Here is an 18941-nt window from a genome sequence, read left to right as displayed (position 1 = left end):
AAAGAGCTGGTCCGGCAGACGTCGTGGCAGGCTGGGGCGTCCGCTGTGTGAACGTCGAGATCCCGCCGGAGCCCTGACCGTGGATCAATTGGCCCTGTTGTTCGTCCTGTTGCTCGGGGCCGTGGTGAGCGTCCCGCTGGGGGACCGGTTCGGTCTGCCGGCGCCGGTGCTCATGACGCTTCTCGGGATAGTCCTCGCGGTGGCCGACTTCGTGCCGAACGTGAACGTCCCGCCCGAGCTGATCCTGCCCCTGCTGCTGCCACCGCTGCTGTACGCGGCCGTACGGCGCACCTCCTGGCGGCAGTTCACGGCCAACATCCGGCCCATCTTCCTGCTGGCCGTCGCCCTGGTCTTCGTCACCACCCTCGCCGTCGCCGCCGTCGCGAGCGCCATCGTGCCGGGGCTGCCGATCGCCGCCGCCGTGGCGCTCGGCGCGCTCGTGGCACCGCCCGACCCGGTCGCGGCGACCGCCGTCGCGGGCCAACTCGGGCTGCCCCGGCGCCTGGTGTCGATCCTGGAGGGCGAGGGCCTCTTCAACGACGTGACGGCCATCGTTTTGTACCACGTGGCGATCGCCGCCGCCGTCAGCGGAACGTTCCATCCCTGGCGGGCCGGGCTCGACTTCGTGCTGTCCGCCGTCGTCGCCGTGGCGGTCGGGCTGGCCCTGGGGTGGGCGACGAACAAGCTGATGTCGCTGCTCGACGACGCCACCCTCCAGATCGGGCTGACGCTTCTGGTGCCGTTCGCCTCGTACGTCCTGGCCGACGAACTGCACGGCTCCGGGGTGCTCGCCGTGCTCACCACCGCCCTGTTCCTGTCCGAGTACGCCTTCGGTGCCGACGACGTCCTGACCCGGCTCGCCGGCGCGACCGTGTGGGACGTCGTGGACACACTGGTGACCGGGGTCGCCTTCGGGCTCATCGGGCTCGAACTGCACAACGCGATCCGTACGGCGTCCGGGCGGTGGGGCGAGATGCTCGGCTGGGCCGCCGCGATCGTCGGTGTCGTCGTGGTCGTACGACTGGCGTGGCTGCTGCCGGCGACCTGGCTGACCAAACGGCTGCACGCCAAGCGGGACTACGACGAGGAGATCCCGACGTCCTGGCGGGAGACCGTGATCATGTGGTGGGCGGGCATGCGCGGGGTGGCGTCCGTCGCGCTGGCGCTGGCGATCCCGCTGACGATGGACGACGGGTCGGCGTTCCCCGACCGGGACGAGATCGTCTTCATCGCCTTCGGGGTGATCATGGCGACGCTGATCCTCCAGGGGCTCACGCTGCCGTGGCTGGTGAAGCGGCTCGGGGTGCGGGCCGACACCGACAGCGAGCAGGCCTTCGAGAAGGAGCTCGCGGTGCGGGCGGCGAAGGCCGCGAAGCGGCGGCTGCGGGAGATCGAGGACGTGGAGGACCTGCCGGAGGAGGTGTCCGAGCAGTTGCTGCGGCGGGCCTTCGACATCGGGGTGCGGATCTCTCCCGCGGTGGCGGACGGGGAGCGGCGGGAGGTGTACGAGAAGCGGGTGAAGCGGGTGAAGCGGATGCGGCGGATCCAGGGCGAGATGATGAGCGCCGCGCGGCACGAGGTGCTGGCGGCGCGGAGTGAGCCGGGGGCGGATCCGGAGATCGTGGACCGGGTGCTGAGGCATCTCGATGTACGGAGCCTGCGGTAAGTCGCCCTTTCCTACCGGCACTTGGATTCCTTTGTAGGCTCGTGCCATGACTCGTAACGTCGTGATCAGTGGTGGTGGTACGGGAATCGGGCTCGCCGCGGCGCATGCCTTCGCGGCCGGCGGGGACCGGGTCCTGCTCCTCGGGCGGCGGCGTGAGGTGCTGGAGAAGGCCGGGGTGCCAGGAGCGCTGACGTACGCCGGGGATCTGAGTGAGCCCGAAGTGGTGCGCGGTGTCGCGCGGTTCGTTGCCGAGGAGTTCGGCACCGTGGATGTGCTGGTGCACAGCGCGGGTGGCAACGGAACCCTGGAACCCGCGAGCGGCGGCGATGCGCTGGACGCCGTCGCGCACGACTGGACCGTCAACTTCCGCATCAACACGCTCAGTGCGGCCCTCCTCACCGAGGCCCTGAGGACACGCCTCGCGGAACCGGGCGGGCGGGTGCTGTTCGTCAGCTCCATCGCCGCGTACCGGGGATCGGGCAGCGGGGCGTACGGCGGAGCCAAGGCCGCCCTGCACCCGTACGCCCATGATCTGGCCCGGGACCTCGGCCCGCGCGGCATCACCGTGAACGTGGTCGCGCCCGGATACATCGAGGACACCGAGTTCTTCGGCCCCGAGATCGCGGAAGCCCGGCGCGACCGGATGATCCGCGACACCTCGACCGGCCGGGCCGGAACCCCCGGCGACATCGCCGCCACCCTCCACTGGCTGGCCTCCCCGGGCGCCGGCCACGTGACGTCGCAGGTGATCCAGGTCAACGGCGGGGCAGAGCGGGGGCATTGAGGCACCGGGCACTGCCCGGCACCCTCACCCCCGGTTCGGCCCCTGCGGCTCGTGGGTCGGGCGGGGGCCTCCTCCGTTGGGGGACGTGGTCTCGTGCGGTACCGGGGCCGCGTCCGCCGTGTTGACTCGGGGGAGGGCGTACGGGTGGTTCACGTACAGCCAGCGGATCATCTCCTCGCGGACCGTGACGCGTACCGTCCAGATGTCGTCCGCGTCCTTCGCCGTCACCAGGGCCCGGACCTCCATGGTGTTGGGGGTGGTGTCGGTGACGACCAGGCCGTAGCTGCGGCCGTCCCAGGCGGGGCAGGCGCGGAGGATCTCGCGGAGTTGTTCGCGCATCGCGTCCACCGGAGCCGAGTGGTCGACCTGGAAGTAGACGATGCCGGTCATCTGCGGTGTGCCGCGCGACCAGTTCTCGAACGGCTTGGACGTGAAGTACGACACCGGCATGGTGATCCGGCGTTCGTCCCAGGTCCGTACCGTCAGATAGGTCAGCGTGATCTCCTCGACCGTGCCCCACTCGCCCTCCACCACCACGGTGTCACCGATGCGCACCATGTCGCCGAAGGCGATCTGCAGCCCGGCGAAGAGGTTCGACAGCGTCGACTGGGCGGCGACACCGGCGACGATGCCGAGGACTCCCGCCGAGGCCAGCAGCGAGGCACCGGCCGCGCGCATCGCCGGGAACGTCAGCAGCATCGAGGCGATCGCCACCACCGCGACGCATGCGGCCACCACCCGTGTGATCAGTGTCACCTGGGTCCGCACCCGGCGGACCCGGGCCGCGTCGTGGTGGGCACGGGCGTAGCGCGAGTACGAGGTCTCCACGATCGCCGCCGCGATACGGATCATCAGCCAGGCCGTGGCGCCGATCAGCACCAGGGTCAGGAGCTGGCCGATGCCGACCCGGTGTTCCTCCAGCAGCCGCGCCTGGTCGTAGGAGCCTCTGAGCAGGGCCGCGCAGATCACCAGTTGGTAGGGCACACGGCCACGGCGCAGCAGCCCCCACAGGGGCGTCTCGCCGTGTCTGGCGTCGGCCTTGCGCAGCAGCAGGTCGGTGACCCAGCCGATGAGCAGCGTGAGGACGACGGAGCCGCCTATGACGATCAGCGGGCGCAGTACGTTCTCCATGTGTCCGACCGTACTGGCACGATGGCTTCATGAACATCATGCTCTTCCACTCGACGTACGGTCTGCGGCCGGCGGTGCGCGACGCCGCCGAGCGGCTGCGCGCGGCGGGCCACGAGGTGTGGACCCCGGACCTCTTCGAGGGGCGTACGTTCGAGACGGTCGAGGAGGGCATGGCCTTCAACGACGGGATCGGCAAGGACGAGCTGCTGAAGCGGGCCGTGCTGGCCGCCGCCCCCTACTCCGAGCGCGGCCTCGTCTACGCCGGGTTCTCGCTCGGCGCGTCCGTCGCCCAGACCCTCGCCCTCGGCGACGAGAAGGCCCGCGGCCTGCTGCTTCTGCACGGCACCTCGGACATCGCGGCCAACGCCGCCGTGGACGACCTGCCGGTCCAACTGCATGTCGCCGAGCCGGACCAGTTCGAGACGGACGACTGGCTCAGCTCCTGGTATCTCCAGATGGGCAGAGCGGGCGCCGACGTGGAGATCTACCGGTACGCCGGCGCCGGTCACCTCTACACCGACCCCGGCCTCCCGGACTACGACGAGGAGGCGGCCGAGGCCACCTGGCGGGTGGCGCTCGGCTTCCTCGACAGCCTGTAGTCGGCCGTCATACAGAGTCGTCCGTCAGCACGCCTTGGGCGGGTGGACGAGCGATTCGAAGTGCCCGGACCACACCCAGGACGTGGGCTGGGAGTCGTAGATCCGGAACCACAGAGCCCCCGAGGGGGTATTGGTGGTCGAGCACTGGATGCGCAGGACCGTCTTGAACGGCTCCGTGCGGTACCTGGTCGATGAGGACGTGGGCTTCGCGTATATGGGAGCGCCGTGGGTGTCCAGCACGGTCAGGTTGACGTACGCCGGCGCGGCCGAGGCTTCCTGTGCCTCGACGGTGGCGGTGACACCGGCGAGGGCCAGGGCCGCGCCGAGCACTGCGGTCTTCTTCAGGACACTTTGGGGGGTGGCCATGTGACTCCAATCGTGAAGAAAGCTGACGGACCGCCAACTGCGGAGGACCGCCAGCTTGTTCGATGGAGCCTAGATCCACTCGGTTCCTTCGCGCCGCTATTTTTTTACACCGGGTCGTAGGCGCGCTCGACCTTCTGCGTGCCGGAGCGCGTGCGGTACGAACGCGCCCAACTGGACGTCGCGTTCTTGTCCGTGCGGTCGGACAGGACGTAGTAGTCCATCTGGGCCCGGTCGGCCGTGATGTCCAGGACGCCGTAGCCGTGGCGGTCCGTGTCGACCCAGTGGACGTGCCGGTTGGCGACCTGGATGAGCGGGGCGGCGATCGCGGAGACGGTGCCCTCGGGCACCTTCACTATGTCGTCGAGGTTGTCGGAGGTCACCGAGGTGATCACGAACTCCGTTGCCGCGGACGCCGAGAGGGGATACGTCCCGGCGTCCACCGGCACGTCGTTGGCCCAGGACATGTGGATGTCGCCGGTGAGGAAGACCGTGTTGCCGATCGCGTTCGAGCGCAGATGGGCGAGGAGTTCGCGGCGGTCGTCGGTGTAGCCGTCCCACTGGTCGGTGTTGACGCCGATGCCGTCCTGCGGCAGGTCCAGCAGCTTGGCGAGCGGTTTGAGCAGGTCGGCGGTGAGTGAGCCGATGACGAACGGCGCGATCATCACCGAGTTGCCGACCAGCCGCCACTTGGTTTCCGACGCCTTCAACCCGGCTTTCAGCCAGTCGAGTTGGGCACGTCCGGTGATCGTACGGTCCGGGTCGTCGACCGAGCCGCTGCCCGAACTCGCCTGCTGGGAGCGGAAGGAGCGCAGGTCGAGGAGCGAGAGGTCGGCGAGCTTGCCGAAGCGCAGCCGGCGGTAGGTGGTGCCCGCGATCGCGGGGCGCACCGGCATCCACTCGAAGTACGCCTGTTTCGCGGCCGCTTGGCGGGCCGTCCAGGTGCCCTCGGCGCCCTCGGTGTGGTTGACCGCGCCGCCCGACCAGGCGTTGTCCGCGAACTCGTGGTCGTCCCAGATCGCGATGACCGGCGCCTTGGAGTGCAGCGCCTGGAGGTCCGGGTCGGTCTTGTACCTGCCGTGCCGGGTGCGGTAGTCGGCGAGCGTGATGATCTCGTTGGTCGGCGCGTGCTGTCGTACGACCGTGCCGCGCGCCGCGTACTCGCCGGACTTGTACTCGTAGATGTAGTCCCCGAGATGCAGCCAGGCGTCCAGGTCGCCGCGGGCCGCGAGATGGCGGTACGAGGCGAAATAGCCGGCCTCCCAGTTGGCGCAGGTGACGACGCCGAAGCGGAGACCGGAGACGGCGGCGTCGGCGGCGGGCGTCGTGCGGGTGCGCGCGACGGGGGAGTCGGTGCCGCCGGACGAGAAGCGGAACCAGTAGTCGGTGGCCGGTTGCAAGCCCCGTATGTCCGCCTTCACGGTGTGGTCGGAAGCGGCGGTCGCGGTGGTCGAGCCCTTGCTGACGATGTCCGTCAGCGCCTTGTCCTTGGCGACCACCCAGCTGACCTCGGTGTCGGGCCCGAGCCCCGAGCCGGGCGTGGCCTCAGATGACGGCGTCACCCGGGTCCACAGCAGGATGCCGTCGGGCAGCGGGTCGCCGGAGGCGACGCCGTGCAGGAACTGGGGGGTCTCGGCGGCCGCCCGCGCGGGCAGGGCGGCGGCCAGCGGTCCGGCCAGGACAGCCGTCGCCGCCGCGGCCTTGACGACCGTACGGCGGCGGGGCGAGGGCGAGTTGAGGGCCTGGGACGCTTCGGGGGTTCTGTGTCGACTGGTCACGGCCGCCCAGGTTACTGATCGGTACACGGCAGAGCGGGCGAACTCCGAAAGTTCGCCCGCTCTTCACGCGGAGGCGTGGATCCCGCGCCGGTGTCAGGCCTTGAGGGCCGCGTCCACCGCCGTGTTGAACTGCGCGACCGTCCATTCCTGGTTGGCGGGGGTGGTCTCGAGCTGCTTGCCGTTCATGACGAAGCCCGGAGTGCCGGTCACGCCGTCCTTGTTGTTGTCGAAGGTCTTCGACATCGCCAACGCCCAGGCGTCGTAGGTGCCCTTCTTGACGGCGGTCTGGAACTTCGTGTTGTTCTTCAGCGCGGGGACCGTGTTGGCGACCTTGATGAGGTAGCTGTCGTCCTTGAACTTGTCGGTCGTCTCGTCCGGGTGGTACTTCGTCGAGTACAGCGCCGACTTGTAGTCGAGGAACGCCTGGTCGCTGACGTTCAGTGCGGCGCCCAGCGCGCTCAGCGCGTTCTTGGAGCCCTCGCCGTTGTCCTTGGTGTCGATGAACGTGGCGCCGATGTACTGGATCTTGTACTTGCCGTCGTCGATGTCCTTCTTCACCGTCGAACCGACGGTCTGCTCGAACGCGGCGCAGATCGGGCAGCGCGGGTCCTCGTACTCCTTGAGCGTCTTCTTGGCGGTGGACGTGCCGATGACGACCGTCGTGCCGTTCTTGCCCGTGGTGTTGGCAGGAGCGACGACCTTGTCGTCCTTCACGGCCTCCCAGTAGCCGGGCTTGTTGTTCTGCACGACGGCGTAACCTATGCCGCCGGCTATCGCGAGGACACCGACGACCGAACAGGCCACGATGATCTGCCGCTTGACCTTGGCCCGCTTGGCCTGGCGCTCGCGCTCGGCGCGCAGCCGCTCACGGGCCGCCGTCTTCGCCGCCGCGCTGTTCCGCTTGCTCATGGTGGTGATCTCCATCAGGGACGCGCACATCGTGTGCGCGGAATATGTATGGGGGGACTACTCGGAGGTGCTCGGGTGCCGGTGCGCGGTCGTGTTCAGACCGCGAGGAGGAACGAGCACGGCGGTCCACGCCGTCCCAGCGAGTGCACCAGCAGCCGCTCACGGGCGGTGGCCGTACGGTGCGTGGCGCGCGGCAGGCGGCGTACGACCGGGGTACGGCGGCCTGTCATGGCGGTGACGGCGAGCAACAGCGGGCGGAAGCCCAACGCGGTTGCCGCGCGCAGCAGTTCGGTCAGCGCGCGCTCGCCGCGGCGGAGATAGGCGGCGGCCAGGAGCCCGACGCCGATGTGCGCGCCGAGCAGCAGCCAGGCGGCGGAGGCGTCGGTGTGCGCGAGCAGCGCCGCCGCCTGATGAGGATCGTCGGTCATCCGGGTCAGCGGGGTGCCCACGCTGCCGCCGCTGCACAGCACGTCGAGGCCGACCGCGCGCAGCGGTCCGGCGACCGGGCCGCCCGCCCTGCCGTAGCAGGCGTGCTGGCCGGTGGTGAAGACCGTGTCGGCGGCCAGCTCCAGCGGGATCAGCAGGGCGGCGATCCGGCCGAAGCCGCGCTCGCGGCCCGCCAGCGCGTACGCGAGCACGAACACGGTGGCGGCGATCGCCGCCACCGTGCCGAACGGCAGGGGGACCCGGGACAGCAGCACGTGCGACGCGGTGCTGAGTGTCACGACCAGTGCCGTGAACAGCGCCGCGCGTACGGCCCTGAGCTGGATCCCGGATATGTCCATAGCGGGGGAGAGTCTGTCACGTGCTCCTGTAGGGGACCCCTAAAGGGTTCCTGTGGGCGGGCGGATGGTTACAGACCCGGAATCCGGCCGTTGCGGAACAGGTCGACGAAGGTCTGGTGATCGGCACGCGCGCGTGCGCCGTAGTCGTGCGCGAAGTCGACCAGGACGCCCGCGAAGCCGTCCTCGTCGGCCGCGATCGCCGCGTCGATGGCGCGCTCGGTGGAGAAGGGCACCAGTGACTCGCCGGACTGGTCGTCGGCCGCCGCGTGCATGGTGGCCGTGGCCCGCCCCAGGTCGGCGACGACCGCGGCGATCTCCTCCGGGTCGTCGATGTCGCTCCAGTCCAGGTCCACCGCGTACGGCGACACCTCGGCGACCAACTGCCCCGATCCGTCCAGCTCGGTCCAGCCCAGCCACGGGTCGGCGTGCGCCTGGAGGGCACGCTGGGAGATCACCGTGCGGTGGCCCTCGTGCTGGAAGTAGTCCCGGATCGCCGGGTCCGTGATGTGCCGGGAGACGGCCGGGGTCTGGGCCTGCTTGATATAGATCACGACGTCGTTCTCCAGGGCGTCGCTGTTGCCCTCGAGAAGGATGTTGTACGACGGCAGCCCGGCCGAGCCGATGCCGATGCCCCGGCGGCCGACAACGTCCTTCACGCGGTAGGAGTCGGGGCGGTCCAGGGAGGACTCCGGGAGCGTCTCCAGATAGCCGTCGAAGGCCGCGAGGACCTTGTAGCGGGTGGCCGCGTCCAGCTCGATGGAACCGCCGCCGGAGGCGAAGCGGCGCTCGAAGTCGCGGATCTCGGTCATCGAGTCCAGCAGCTCGAAGCGGGTCAGCGAACGGGCGGTGCGCAGCGCCCCCAGGAGCGGCCCGTCGGCGGTGTCCAGCGTGAACGGCGGCACCTCGTCGCTCTTCGCACCGGTCGCCAGCGCGTGCACCCGCTCGCGGTACGCGCCCGCGTAGACCGTCACCAGCTCGGTGATCTGCTCGTCGCTGAGCGCCTTCGCGTACCCGATGAGCGCCACGGAGGCGGCGAAGCGCTTGAGGTCCCAGGTGAACGGGCCGACGTAGGCCTCGTCGAAGTCGTTGACGTTGAAGACCAGGCGGCCGTTCGAGTCCATGTACGTGCCGAAGTTCTCGGCGTGCAGGTCGCCGTGGATCCACACGCGCGAGGTGCGGTCGTCCAGGTACGGGCCGCCCCGCTTCTCAGCGTCGAGGTCGTGGTAGAAGAGGGCCGCCGTGCCCCGGTAGAAGGCGAAGGCGGAGGCCGCCATCTTCCGGAACTTCACACGGAACGCGGCCGGGTCGGCGGCCAGGAGCTCGCCGAAGGCGGTGTCGAAGACGGCGAGGATCTCCTCGCCGCGGTGCTCGTCGTTGAGCTGCGGAACCGACATCGCTCTGTGCCTCCTGGTACGGGTGGTGCGTGACATGTGACGGGTCTGTCGTCACCTTCCAACGCTCGAAGGTACGTGGGAGTGCCCGCCGAGTGTCAGTCCCGAGGCATAGGATTCGGTCTCGTCCCCCCAGACCGCCCGCTGTCTGTTGTCGACTGTTTCCCCTGGAGGCCAAGCCGTGTCAAAGCCGCCGTTCACGCACCTGCACGTCCACACCCAGTACTCGCTCCTGGACGGTGCCGCGCGGCTCAAGGACATGTTCAACGCGTGCAACGAGATGGGCATGACCCATATCGCGATGTCCGACCACGGCAACCTCCACGGCGCCTACGACTTCTTCCATACGGCGACGAAGGCCGGGGTGACGCCGATCATCGGCATCGAGGCGTACGTCGCCCCCGAGTCGCGCCGCAACAAGCGCAAGATCCAGTGGGGCCAGCCGCACCAGAAGCGCGACGACGTGTCCGGTTCGGGTGGTTACACCCACAAGACCATCTGGGCGGCGAACAAGACGGGCCTGCACAACCTCTTCAAGCTGTCCTCGGACGCGTACGCCGAGGGCTGGCTCCAGAAGTGGCCGCGCATGGACAAGGAGACCATCTCCCAGTGGTCCGAGGGGCTCATCGCCTCCACCGGCTGCCCCTCGGGCGAACTCCAGACCCGGCTGCGCCTCGGCCAGGAGGAGGAGGCCCTGAAGGCGGCGGCCGAGTACCAGGACATCTTCGGCAAGGACCGCTACTTCCTGGAGCTGATGGACCACGGCATCGAGATCGAGCGCCGGGTCCGCGACGGCCTCCTCGACATCGGCCGCAAGCTCGGCATCCCGCCCCTGGTGACGAACGACTCGCACTACACGTACGCGCACGAGGCGACGGCCCACGACGCCCTGCTCTGCATCCAGACCGGCAAGAACCTCTCGGACCCGGACCGCTTCCGCTTCGACGGCACCGGCTACTACCTGAAGTCCACCGACGAGATGTACGCCGTGGACTCCTCGGACGCGTGGCAGGAGGGCTGCCGCAACACCCTCCTGGTGGCCGAACAGATCGACACCACCGGCATGTTCGAGGCGAAGAACCTCATGCCGAAGTTCGACATCCCCGAGGGGTACACCGAGGTCACCTGGTTCAAGGAGGAGGTGCGCCTCGGCATGGAGCGCCGCTTCCCGGGCGGTGTCCCCGAGGACCGGCAGAAGCAGGTCGAGTACGAGCTGGACGTCATCATCCAGATGGGGTTCCCGGGCTACTTCCTCGTGGTCGCCGACTTCATCATGTGGGCGAAGAACAACGGCATCGCGGTCGGCCCCGGCCGTGGTTCCGCGGCCGGCTCGATCGTCGCGTACGCCCTGGGCATCACCGACCTCGACCCGATCCCGCACGGCCTGATCTTCGAGCGGTTCCTCAACCCCGAGCGCGTCTCCATGCCCGACGTCGACATCGACTTCGACGAGCGCCGGCGCGTCGAGGTCATCCGGTACGTGACCGAGAAGTACGGCGCCGACAAGGTCGCCATGATCGGCACCTACGGCAAGATCAAGGCCAAGAACGCGATCAAGGACTCCGCGCGCGTGCTGGGCTACCCGTACGCGATGGGCGACCGCCTCACCAAGGCGATGCCCGCCGACGTCCTCGGCAAGGGCATCGACCTCGACGGCATCACCAACCCCACGCACCCCCGCTACGGCGAGGCGGGCGAGATCCGCGGGATGTACGAGAACGAACCGGACGTCAAGAAGGTCATCGACACCGCCAAGGGCGTCGAGGGCCTGGTCCGGCAGATGGGCGTGCACGCCGCCGGCGTCATCATGTCCAGCGAGCCCATCGTCGACCACGCCCCGATCTGGGTGCGGCACACCGACGGCGTGACCATCACACAGTGGGACTACCCGCAGTGCGAGTCGCTCGGCCTGATCAAGATGGACTTCCTGGGCCTGCGCAACCTCACCATCATGGACGACGCCGTGAAGATGGTGAAGTCCAACAAGGGCATCGACCTGGAGATGCTCGCCCTCCCGCTGGACGACCCCAAGACGTACGAACTGCTCTGCCGCGGCGACACGTTGGGCGTGTTCCAGTTCGACGGCGGTCCGATGCGTTCGCTGCTGCGCCAGATGCAGCCCGACAACTTCGAGGACATCTCCGCCGTGTCGGCCCTGTACCGGCCGGGCCCGATGGGCATGAACTCGCACATCAACTACGCGGAGCGCAAGAACAAGCGCCAGGAGATCACGCCGATCCACAAGGAGCTGGAGGAGCCCCTCGAGGAGGTCCTCGCGGTCACCTACGGCCTGATCGTCTACCAGGAGCAGGTGCAGAAGGCCGCCCAGATCGTCGCCGGGTACTCGCTCGGCGAGGCCGACATCCTGCGCCGCGTGATGGGCAAGAAGAAGCCCGACGAGCTGGCGAAGAACTTCACCATCTTCCAGGAGGGCGCCCGGAAGAACGGCTACAGCGACGAGGCGATCCAGGCCCTGTGGGACGTCCTGGTCCCCTTCGCCGGCTACGCGTTCAACAAGGCGCACTCCGCCGCGTACGGCCTGGTCTCGTACTGGACCGCCTATCTGAAGGCCAACTACCCGGCCGAGTACATGGCGGCGCTGCTCACCTCGGTCAAGGACGACAAGGACAAGTCCGCGATCTACCTCAACGAGTGCCGCCGCATGAAGATCAAGGTGCTCCCGCCGAACGTCAACGAGTCGGTGCACAACTTCGCCGCCCAGGGCGACGACGTGATCCTCTTCGGCCTGGAGGCCGTGCGCAACGTCGGCACGAACGTGGTCGACTCGATCATCCGGTCCCGCAAGGCGAAGGGTAAGTACGGCTCCTTCCCCGACTACCTGGACAAGGTCGAGGCCGCCGCCTGCAACAAGCGGACCACCGAATCCCTCATCAAGGCCGGTGCGTTCGACACCCTGGGGCACACCCGCAAGGGCCTCACCGCGCACTTCGAGCCGATGATCGACAACGTGGTGGCGGTCAAGCGCAAGGAGGCCGAGGGGCAGTTCGACCTCTTCGGGGGCATGGGCGACGAGGACACCAGCGAGCCCGGCTTCGGACTCGACGTGGAGTTCACCACGGAGGAGTGGGAGAAGACCTATCTCCTCGCCCAGGAGCGGGAGATGCTCGGCCTCTACGTCTCCGACCACCCGCTCTTCGGCCTGGAGCACGTGCTGTCCGACAAGGCCGACGCGGGCATCGCCCAGCTCACCGGAGGTGAGCACGGGGACGGCGCGGTCGTCACCATCGGCGGCATCATCTCGGGCCTCCAGCGCAAGATGACCAAGCAGGGCAACGCCTGGGCGATCGCCACCGTCGAGGACCTCGCGGGCTCCATCGAGTGCATGTTCTTCCCGGCGACCTACCAGCTCATCTCGACCCAACTCGTCGAGGACGCCATCGTGTTCGTCAAGGGCCGCCTCGACAAGCGCGAGGACGTGCCGCGGCTGGTCGCGATGGAGCTGATGGTCCCGGACCTGTCGAACGCGGGCACCAACGCACCCGTGATCCTCACCATCCCGGCGACCAGGGTCACCCCGCCGATGGTGAGCAGGCTCGGTGAGATCCTCAGCCACCACCGGGGCGACAGCGAGGTCCGCATCAAGCTCCAGGGCCCGACCAAGACGACCGTCCTGCGCCTGGACCGGCACCGGGTGAAGCCGGACCCGGCCCTGTTCGGCGATCTGAAGGTGCTGCTCGGCCCGTCCTGCCTGGCCGGCTGAGCGACAGACATGACCGAGGGGCGCATCCGTCGACGGATGCGCCCCTCGGCGTGTACCTGGGTCTCAACAACCCTCAAGCAGGCTTCAGTTGTGACCGAAGCGTTTCTGCTTGCCCTTGCGGGCCATGTCGCTGGGAGTCGCCTGGGATATGCGCTGTTCGGCCTGTGCCTCCATCGAGGACGAGGTGGCCTGCTCCTGGGCGCGCTCGGACTGCGACTGCTTACGGTCACGGTTCTTGTTCTTGGCCATGGTGATCTGCCTCCTGAGGGGGATCTAGGGGCCAGGGCCGCGACCAGATTCACATAGGCTGACGAAGAACGCATTTCGGATAATTACCGTGTGTGACATGGTTGATGCGAGAGAGAAGCCCCGAAACGCCACGCCGAAGATCGAGTTCGGGCCGTTAACCCCTGTGCGGTCGGGCAGACTCGAAGCAAGCCCGAAGTGAACCGACCGGGAAGAGGGTGAGTCGCGTGGACCGCTGCATCGTCCTGGTGGACGCCGGGTATCTGCTGGGGGCGGCGGCCAGTCTCCTCGCCGGGGAGCCCTCGCGCTCCCGGATCACCGTCGATCACGCCGCACTCATCCAGGGCCTGCGCGAACGCGCCGAGTCCGACACGGAACGGCCGCTGCTGCGCATCTACTGGTTCGACGGCGCCCCCGACCGCGTCCCGCAGCCCGAGCACCGCAGGCTGCGCGTGATGCCCCGGGTCACCGTCCGCCTCGGCGCCCTGACCCGCAGCGACGGCCGCTGGGCGCAGAAGGGCGTCGACGCCGCCATGCACGCCGAGCTGACCGAACTCGCCCGCAACCGCGCCTGCTCCGACGTCGTCCTCGTCACCGGCGACGGTGACCTGCTGCCGGGCATGATGGCCGCCAAGGAGCACGGCGTCGCCGTACACCTGTGGGCCGTACAGGCCGCCGACGGGGACTACAACCAGTCCGAGGACCTGGTCGCGGAGGCCGACGAGCGGCGGGTGCTCGACCGGATCTGGATCACCAAGGCCGTACGCGCGAAGGACCTCGGCGGGGTGTGCGCGCCGCCGCCCGTGCCGCGGCCGGAGATCGCCGCGATCCTCTCGGCGCCGCTGCCGGAGTCCGCGCCGGCGGCCCGCGAGCGGCCCGTCGAGGACGACGGGCACGCGGCCGCCGAGGCCGGCTCGGAGAACGGCACACAGGAGCGGGTGCCCGCGCCCAAGGGCGTCCCCACCCCGAAGGACCTGGCGAGCCTGAAGGCCCCCGGCGCCGCCGCGCCCGCGCAGCACCCCGCGAGCGCGACCCTGCGCTGGTCCTCCGACAAAGGCTGGGTCGACCGCCCGAGCGGCGCCGCCGAACCGCCCGAGGTCGCCTCGATGCCGACGCTGGCGCAGTTGACCACCGCCGAGCAGCGCTGGGCCGACCGGGAGGAGGACATCACCACGGTCGGCGGCGACCCCTTCGAGGTGGGACAGGTCTTCGCCCGGCGGTGGATGGGCCGGCTCGGCGACCAGGGCGGCCACCTGCAGAAACTCTCCGGGATGTATCCGCGCGTCCCGCACCGCATCGACGGGGAACTGCTGCGCTACGCGGCCCGTTTCGGGCTCCTCGCCCACAAGGACGACCAGATCGACGAGCACGACCGGTACGCGATCAGGGCCGGGTTCTGGCGCGAGATCGACGTACGGACGGCGGCTGAGCACGCGCCGGCCGGGGAGTGACACTCTTTACCGGCGTATTTGTCGCTATGGACCAACCCGAGAGCGGGGAGGGCTCCGCGACCCCGTACTCTCGTCCCTTGTGAGTACGCGCGCGGGGCAGGCACTTCGACACGGTGGTGACGTCGTGTGCGCGGTGCGCGGGCTCAGCAAGACCTATCCGGCGGTGCGCGGTCGACGCGGTGCGCCGGGCACCCCCGAGGTGCGGGCCACCGACGAGGTAACCCTCGACATCCGCCGGGGCGAGATCTTCGGGCTGCTCGGGCCCAACGGCGCAGGCAAGTCCACCCTCGTACGCCAGCTCACCGGGCTGATGCGGCCCGACGCCGGCAGCGTCGAGATCCTCGGGCACGACATCGTGCGGCACCCGGAGCGGGCCGCGCGGATCCTCGCCTACCTGGGCCAGGAGTCCTCCGCGCTCGACGAGCTGACCGTGTCGTTGGCCGCCGAGACGACCGGCCGGCTGCGCGGCCTGGGCCTGCGCGAGGCACGGGCCGAACGGGACGCCGTACTGGACGAGTTGGGGCTCACCGCGCTGGCCGGCCGGCCGCTCAGGAAGCTGTCCGGCGGGCAGCGGCGGCTGGCTTGTGTGGCCGCCGCGCTGGTCGGGGAGCGGCCGCTGCTGGTGCTCGACGAGCCGACCACCGGGATGGATCCGGTGGCGCGCCGGGCCGTGTGGTCCGCCGTCGACCGGCGCCGGGCCGAGCGCGGCAGCACCGTGCTGCTGGTCACCCACAACGTCATCGAGGCCGAGACCGTCCTCGACCGGGTCGCCGTCCTCGACCAGGGCAAGGTCATCGCCTGCGACAGCCCCGCCGGGCTCAAGGAACAGGTCGCCGGAGAGGTGCGGGTCGAGCTGGTGTGGCGGGAGAAGCCGCCGCTGGAGGTCCCGGAGGTCGCCGCGCTGCGGGACCGGGCTGTGGAGTCCGGCCGCCGCTGGACGCTGCGGCTGGCCCCCGAGGAGGCCCGGGTGGCCGTCGCCACGGTGACCGGCGGGGCCGCCTTCGCCGCGCTGGACGACTTCACCCTGGCCACGCCCAGCCTGGAGGACGTGTATCTGGCATTGGGCGGAAACGCGCGGGGGCTGGTGAAGGCATGAGTGCATGGGCTGTCGTATCCGTATGGGACAGGGCGACTGCCGGCGTCGAGAGGAGCAGCGCGACGTGAGTGTCGTATCCGCCGATGTTCTGCCGAGCGGTCCCCTGGCCGTGCCGGAGGCCGCCGGCACGGGCGCGGCCGAGCTCGGGCCGCGGGCCAGGCTGTGGCCCTCCATGGCCGCCGTCTACCGGGCGCAGTTGTCCCGGGCGCGGGTCGCGCGGATTCCGCTGCTGTTCGTGGCGACCTTCCAGTCGGTCGGCATCCTGATCATGATGCGCGGGGTCGTCGACGGCGGCAGCCATGACGCCCAGTTCGTGGTCGCCGGCTCGTCCGTGCTCGTCGTCGCCTACGTCGGGCTGAACCTGCTCGCGCAGTACTTCGGCCAACTGCGCGGCAGCGGCGGGCTCGACCACTACGCCACCCTGCCGGTGCCGCCCGCGTCCGTGGTGCTGGGCGCGGCGGGGGCGTACGCCTCCTTCACCGTGCCGGGGACCGCGCTCACCGCCGTCTTCGGGTGTGTGCTGTTCGGGCTGCCGATGGGGAACATCTGGATCCTGGCGGCGGTGATCCCGCTCGCCGGGGCCGCGCTCGCCGGACTCGGCGCCGCCCTCGGACTGCTCGCGCCGCGCCCAGAACTCGCCACGCTGCTCGGCCAGTTGGGCATGTCGGCGGCCCTGTTGCTGGGCGTGCTGCCGGCCGACCGGATGCCGGACGCGGTCCGTTTCCTGCGGGACCTGGTGCCGTCGACGTACGGCGTGGAGGCCTTCGCGCAGACGTTCGGGCCGCACCCGGACTGGGCGCTCGTCCTCGGTGACCTCGCCGTATGCGCCGGCGTCGGCGTCGTCTCGCTGGCCGTCGCCACCTGGGCCTATCGCCGGGCTGCCGTCCGGTGACGCGCCGCACAGCCGGGCCTGGCACGATGTCACAGTGACCGCACCGCTGACTCCCCCTCCGCCGCCGCGTGACCAGTCCCCGCACGAGCCGTGGCAGCCCCCGGGTGCCGGGTATCCGGCCCCCGCCCCGCAGGACGCGTCGTACGAACAGGACGGGCCCGGAATGAAGACCGAGCTGCGCGAGGCCGCTGTCGTCACGGTCGCCGTGGCGCTCGGTGGGGTGCTGCTCGGACTGCTGTGGTGGTGGCTGGCGCCGCATGTGCCGCTGGTCGGGGACGTGGTCGACAAGAGCTGGGTCGTGTACCTCAAGGATTCCGAGGGTGAGCAGGCGGTGGGGGTGGACGGAACGTTCACTCTGCTCGCGGTGGGTCTCGGGGTGCTGAGCGCTCTCGCCGTCTTCCTGTGGCGGCGGCGTGGGGGAGTGCCGCTGGTCGTCGCGCTGACCGTGGGCGGGCTGCTCGCCTCGCTGCTCGCGTGGCGGCTCGGGATGTGGCTGGGCCCGGCGAAGGACGTGCTCGCGCACGCCAAGTCGGCGGGCAAGGGGGTCACGTTCTCGGCGCCGCTGAAGCTGGGTGCCAAGGGGGCGTTGCTCGCGTGGTCCGTGGCCACGCTGGTCGTCCACCTCGGGCTGACCGCGCTGTTCGGGCCGCGGGATCCGGAGCCGCCCTATCTTCAGCAGGGGCCGGTTCCTACGGACGGGTACGGGACGCCGTCGTCGTAGGGAGGGTTGCTGGGGGCTTGCCGCCCCCAGAACCCCAAGCCGGACGGCCTGAAAAGCCTAGGCCGGCCGGTGTCCGTGATTCGAGCGGTGCTTCCTGACGCGCCACTTTCGTTTCCTGGTTTTCTTCGACATGCCCCTTGTGCTTAACACGCACGCCCGATGGGCGCCAGTACCGCCTGTGTGAGGGCCGTCAGGTCCTCGGGGGAGAGCTCGACCTCCAGGCCGCGGCGGCCCGCCGAGACGCAGATGGTGGAGTGGGCGGCGGCCGAGTCGTCCAGGACCGTGCGGAGCCTCTTGCGCTGGCCGAGCGGGGAGATGCCGCCGCGGACGTAGCCCGTGGTGCGCTCGGCCAGGGTCGGGTCGGCCATGGCCGCGCGCTTGCCGCCCACCGCCGCCGCGAGCGCCTTCAGGTCGAGCTGGCCCGCCACCGGGACCACGGCCACCGTCAGGGCGCCGTCGACGTCCGCGACCAGGGTCTTGAAGACGCGGTCCGGGGAGACGCCCATCGCTTCGGCGGCCTCCTCGCCGTAGGAGGGGTGGGCGGGATCGTGGTCGTAGGAATGGACCTCGTACGGCACTCCCGCGGCCGTCAGGGCCACGGTCGCGGGGGTGCCGCCCGACGGGGACTGCTGCTTCTTGGGTTTCTTCGCCATCGGGGGCGGCCTCAGTTCAGGCTCGTCGGGCCGCGGGTCAGTTCCGCCGCGGGCAGGGACGGGAGATTGCGGATGATGGCCGTCTCCGAGCGCAGGAGTTTCAGCTCGTCGCGCAGGCGGGAGGCGGTGTCGGGGGACTGGAGCAGGCGCTGCTTCGCCGCCGTGTCGAGCATCATCGCGGCGGCGACCAGGTACGAGACCACGGACGGCTCGTCCGGCAGCTCGGCGTCGCCGGTCGACAGGGTCCGCTCACGGGCCCCCGCGAGCCGCTTCTGGTACTGACGGAACGCGCGTAGCACTCCCTCGGCGAGCGCGCCCGCCTCGTCGCCCTTCTCCTCGGGCAGCTCCTCCAGCTCGGCCGTCAGGAACGGGCCCGAGGCGTCCACGGAGAGCAGCCGCATCCGGGTCGTGCCCGTCGCCAGCACCTCGAAGGTGCCGTCGGCGCGCTCCCGGATGGTCGCCGCGTCGGCGACGCAGCCCACCGAGTGGAAGGACTTGAGCGGGTCGGGGCCGAAACCGGCCGCGGGCCCGCGCTCGGGCACGGCCGTCTGGTCCGGCATGCCTGGGGCGGTGGACGCCACCTCGTGGCCGTCACGGATGGCGACGACGGCGAATCGGCGCGGTTCCTCCTCGGGGGTCTTGAGCAGATCGCGCATCAACGCGCGATAGCGCTCCTCGAAAATGTTCAGAGGAAGCACGAGCCCCGGGAACAGAACCGAGTTCAGGGGGAAGAGCGGCAGCCGGACGGTGGTCAC

17 protein-coding genes are annotated in these 18941 nt (G+C 69.9%); 8 read left to right on the top strand and 9 right to left on the bottom strand.

The genetic code is table 11. The features are described from left to right. Positions 1-79 precede the first annotated feature (79 nt). Positions 80-1666, top strand: a complete 1587-nt coding sequence (locus tag ABZT04_RS29590; protein ID WP_356060035.1) for a Na+/H+ antiporter — start codon at positions 80-82, stop codon at positions 1664-1666. 46 nt (positions 1667-1712) lie between these two features. Then, on the top strand, positions 1713-2450 hold the full coding sequence (locus ABZT04_RS29585; protein ID WP_356060034.1) for an SDR family oxidoreductase: 738 nt from the start codon (positions 1713-1715) through the stop codon (positions 2448-2450). A 24-nt stretch (positions 2451-2474) separates the two neighbouring features. Here the strand turns inward: ABZT04_RS29585 and ABZT04_RS29580 are convergent, their stop codons facing one another. Next, positions 2475-3581 carry a mechanosensitive ion channel domain-containing protein gene (locus tag ABZT04_RS29580; RefSeq protein WP_356060033.1) on the bottom strand — a complete coding sequence of 369 codons (1107 nt, stop codon included), beginning with the start codon at positions 3579-3581 and terminating at the stop codon, positions 2475-2477. Positions 3582-3610: 29 nt separating this feature from the next. On the opposite strand from ABZT04_RS29580, the gene ABZT04_RS29575 reads away from it, so the two are divergent. Beyond that, on the top strand, positions 3611-4180 hold the full coding sequence (locus tag ABZT04_RS29575) for a dienelactone hydrolase family protein (RefSeq protein WP_356060032.1): 570 nt from the start codon (positions 3611-3613) through the stop codon (positions 4178-4180). Positions 4181-4204: 24 nt separating this feature from the next. Here ABZT04_RS29575 and ABZT04_RS29570 read toward each other — a convergent pair whose 3' ends face one another. The 5 genes from ABZT04_RS29570 to ABZT04_RS29550 form a co-directional block, all read right to left on the bottom strand. Then, the gene (locus ABZT04_RS29570) at positions 4205-4546 is read right to left on the bottom strand and encodes a hypothetical protein (protein WP_356060031.1); all 342 of its coding nucleotides are present in this window, start codon (positions 4544-4546) and stop codon (positions 4205-4207) included. 104 nt (positions 4547-4650) lie between these two features. Further along, positions 4651-6321: an alkaline phosphatase D family protein gene (locus ABZT04_RS29565; RefSeq protein ID WP_356060030.1), complete on the bottom strand. Its 1671-nt coding sequence runs from the start codon at positions 6319-6321 to the stop codon at positions 4651-4653. 93 nt (positions 6322-6414) lie between these two features. After that, positions 6415-7230 carry a thioredoxin domain-containing protein gene (locus ABZT04_RS29560; protein ID WP_356060029.1) on the bottom strand — a complete coding sequence of 272 codons (816 nt, stop codon included), beginning with the start codon at positions 7228-7230 and terminating at the stop codon, positions 6415-6417. A gap of 95 nt (positions 7231-7325) precedes the next feature. After that, positions 7326-8015 (bottom strand): hypothetical protein, encoded by a 690-nt coding sequence (locus ABZT04_RS29555; RefSeq protein ID WP_356060028.1) that lies wholly within the window; start codon positions 8013-8015, stop codon positions 7326-7328. 68 nt (positions 8016-8083) lie between these two features. Then, on the bottom strand, positions 8084-9409 hold the full coding sequence (locus ABZT04_RS29550) for a DUF2252 domain-containing protein (RefSeq protein ID WP_356060027.1): 1326 nt from the start codon (positions 9407-9409) through the stop codon (positions 8084-8086). A 178-nt stretch (positions 9410-9587) separates the two neighbouring features. Here ABZT04_RS29550 and dnaE point away from each other — a divergent pair, with 178 nt between their 5' ends. Beyond that, positions 9588-13127, top strand: coding sequence for a DNA polymerase III subunit alpha (gene dnaE / locus ABZT04_RS29545; protein WP_356060026.1), 3540 nt, complete (start codon positions 9588-9590; stop codon positions 13125-13127). A gap of 84 nt (positions 13128-13211) precedes the next feature. On the opposite strand, the gene ABZT04_RS29540 is transcribed toward dnaE, so the two are convergent. Then, entirely contained in the window at positions 13212-13376 is a 165-nt protein-coding gene (locus ABZT04_RS29540; RefSeq protein ID WP_355912577.1) for a hypothetical protein, read from the bottom strand. Positions 13377-13600: 224 nt separating this feature from the next. On the opposite strand from ABZT04_RS29540, the gene ABZT04_RS29535 reads away from it, so the two are divergent. From ABZT04_RS29535 to ABZT04_RS29520, 4 genes are all read left to right on the top strand, one after another. Continuing rightward, complete coding sequence (locus ABZT04_RS29535; RefSeq protein WP_356060025.1) at positions 13601-14824, top strand: NYN domain-containing protein; 1224 nt, start codon at positions 13601-13603, stop codon at positions 14822-14824. Positions 14825-14948: 124 nt separating this feature from the next. Next, positions 14949-15920 (top strand): ABC transporter ATP-binding protein, encoded by a 972-nt coding sequence (locus ABZT04_RS29530; protein ID WP_356060059.1) that lies wholly within the window; start codon positions 14949-14951, stop codon positions 15918-15920. 64 nt (positions 15921-15984) lie between these two features. Beyond that, the gene (locus tag ABZT04_RS29525) at positions 15985-16812 is read left to right on the top strand and encodes an ABC transporter permease (protein WP_355912571.1); all 828 of its coding nucleotides are present in this window, start codon (positions 15985-15987) and stop codon (positions 16810-16812) included. A 34-nt stretch (positions 16813-16846) separates the two neighbouring features. Continuing rightward, positions 16847-17533 carry a hypothetical protein gene (locus ABZT04_RS29520; RefSeq protein ID WP_356060024.1) on the top strand — a complete coding sequence of 229 codons (687 nt, stop codon included), beginning with the start codon at positions 16847-16849 and terminating at the stop codon, positions 17531-17533. 143 nt (positions 17534-17676) lie between these two features. Here the strand turns inward: ABZT04_RS29520 and ybaK are convergent, their stop codons facing one another. After that, complete coding sequence (ybaK, locus tag ABZT04_RS29515; RefSeq protein ID WP_356060023.1) at positions 17677-18186, bottom strand: Cys-tRNA(Pro) deacylase; 510 nt, start codon at positions 18184-18186, stop codon at positions 17677-17679. Positions 18187-18197: 11 nt separating this feature from the next. Continuing rightward, on the bottom strand, positions 18198-18941 hold the full coding sequence (locus ABZT04_RS29510) for an LON peptidase substrate-binding domain-containing protein (RefSeq protein WP_356060022.1): 744 nt from the start codon (positions 18939-18941) through the stop codon (positions 18198-18200).

The sequence above is a fragment of the Streptomyces sp. NPDC005492 genome (genome assembly GCF_040605995.1).
In the GTDB taxonomy this organism is placed as follows: Bacteria; Actinomycetota; Actinomycetes; order Streptomycetales; family Streptomycetaceae; genus Streptomyces.
Note: the sequence above shows the minus strand (reverse complement) of the source record. Positions and strands in the feature narration are given on the sequence as shown.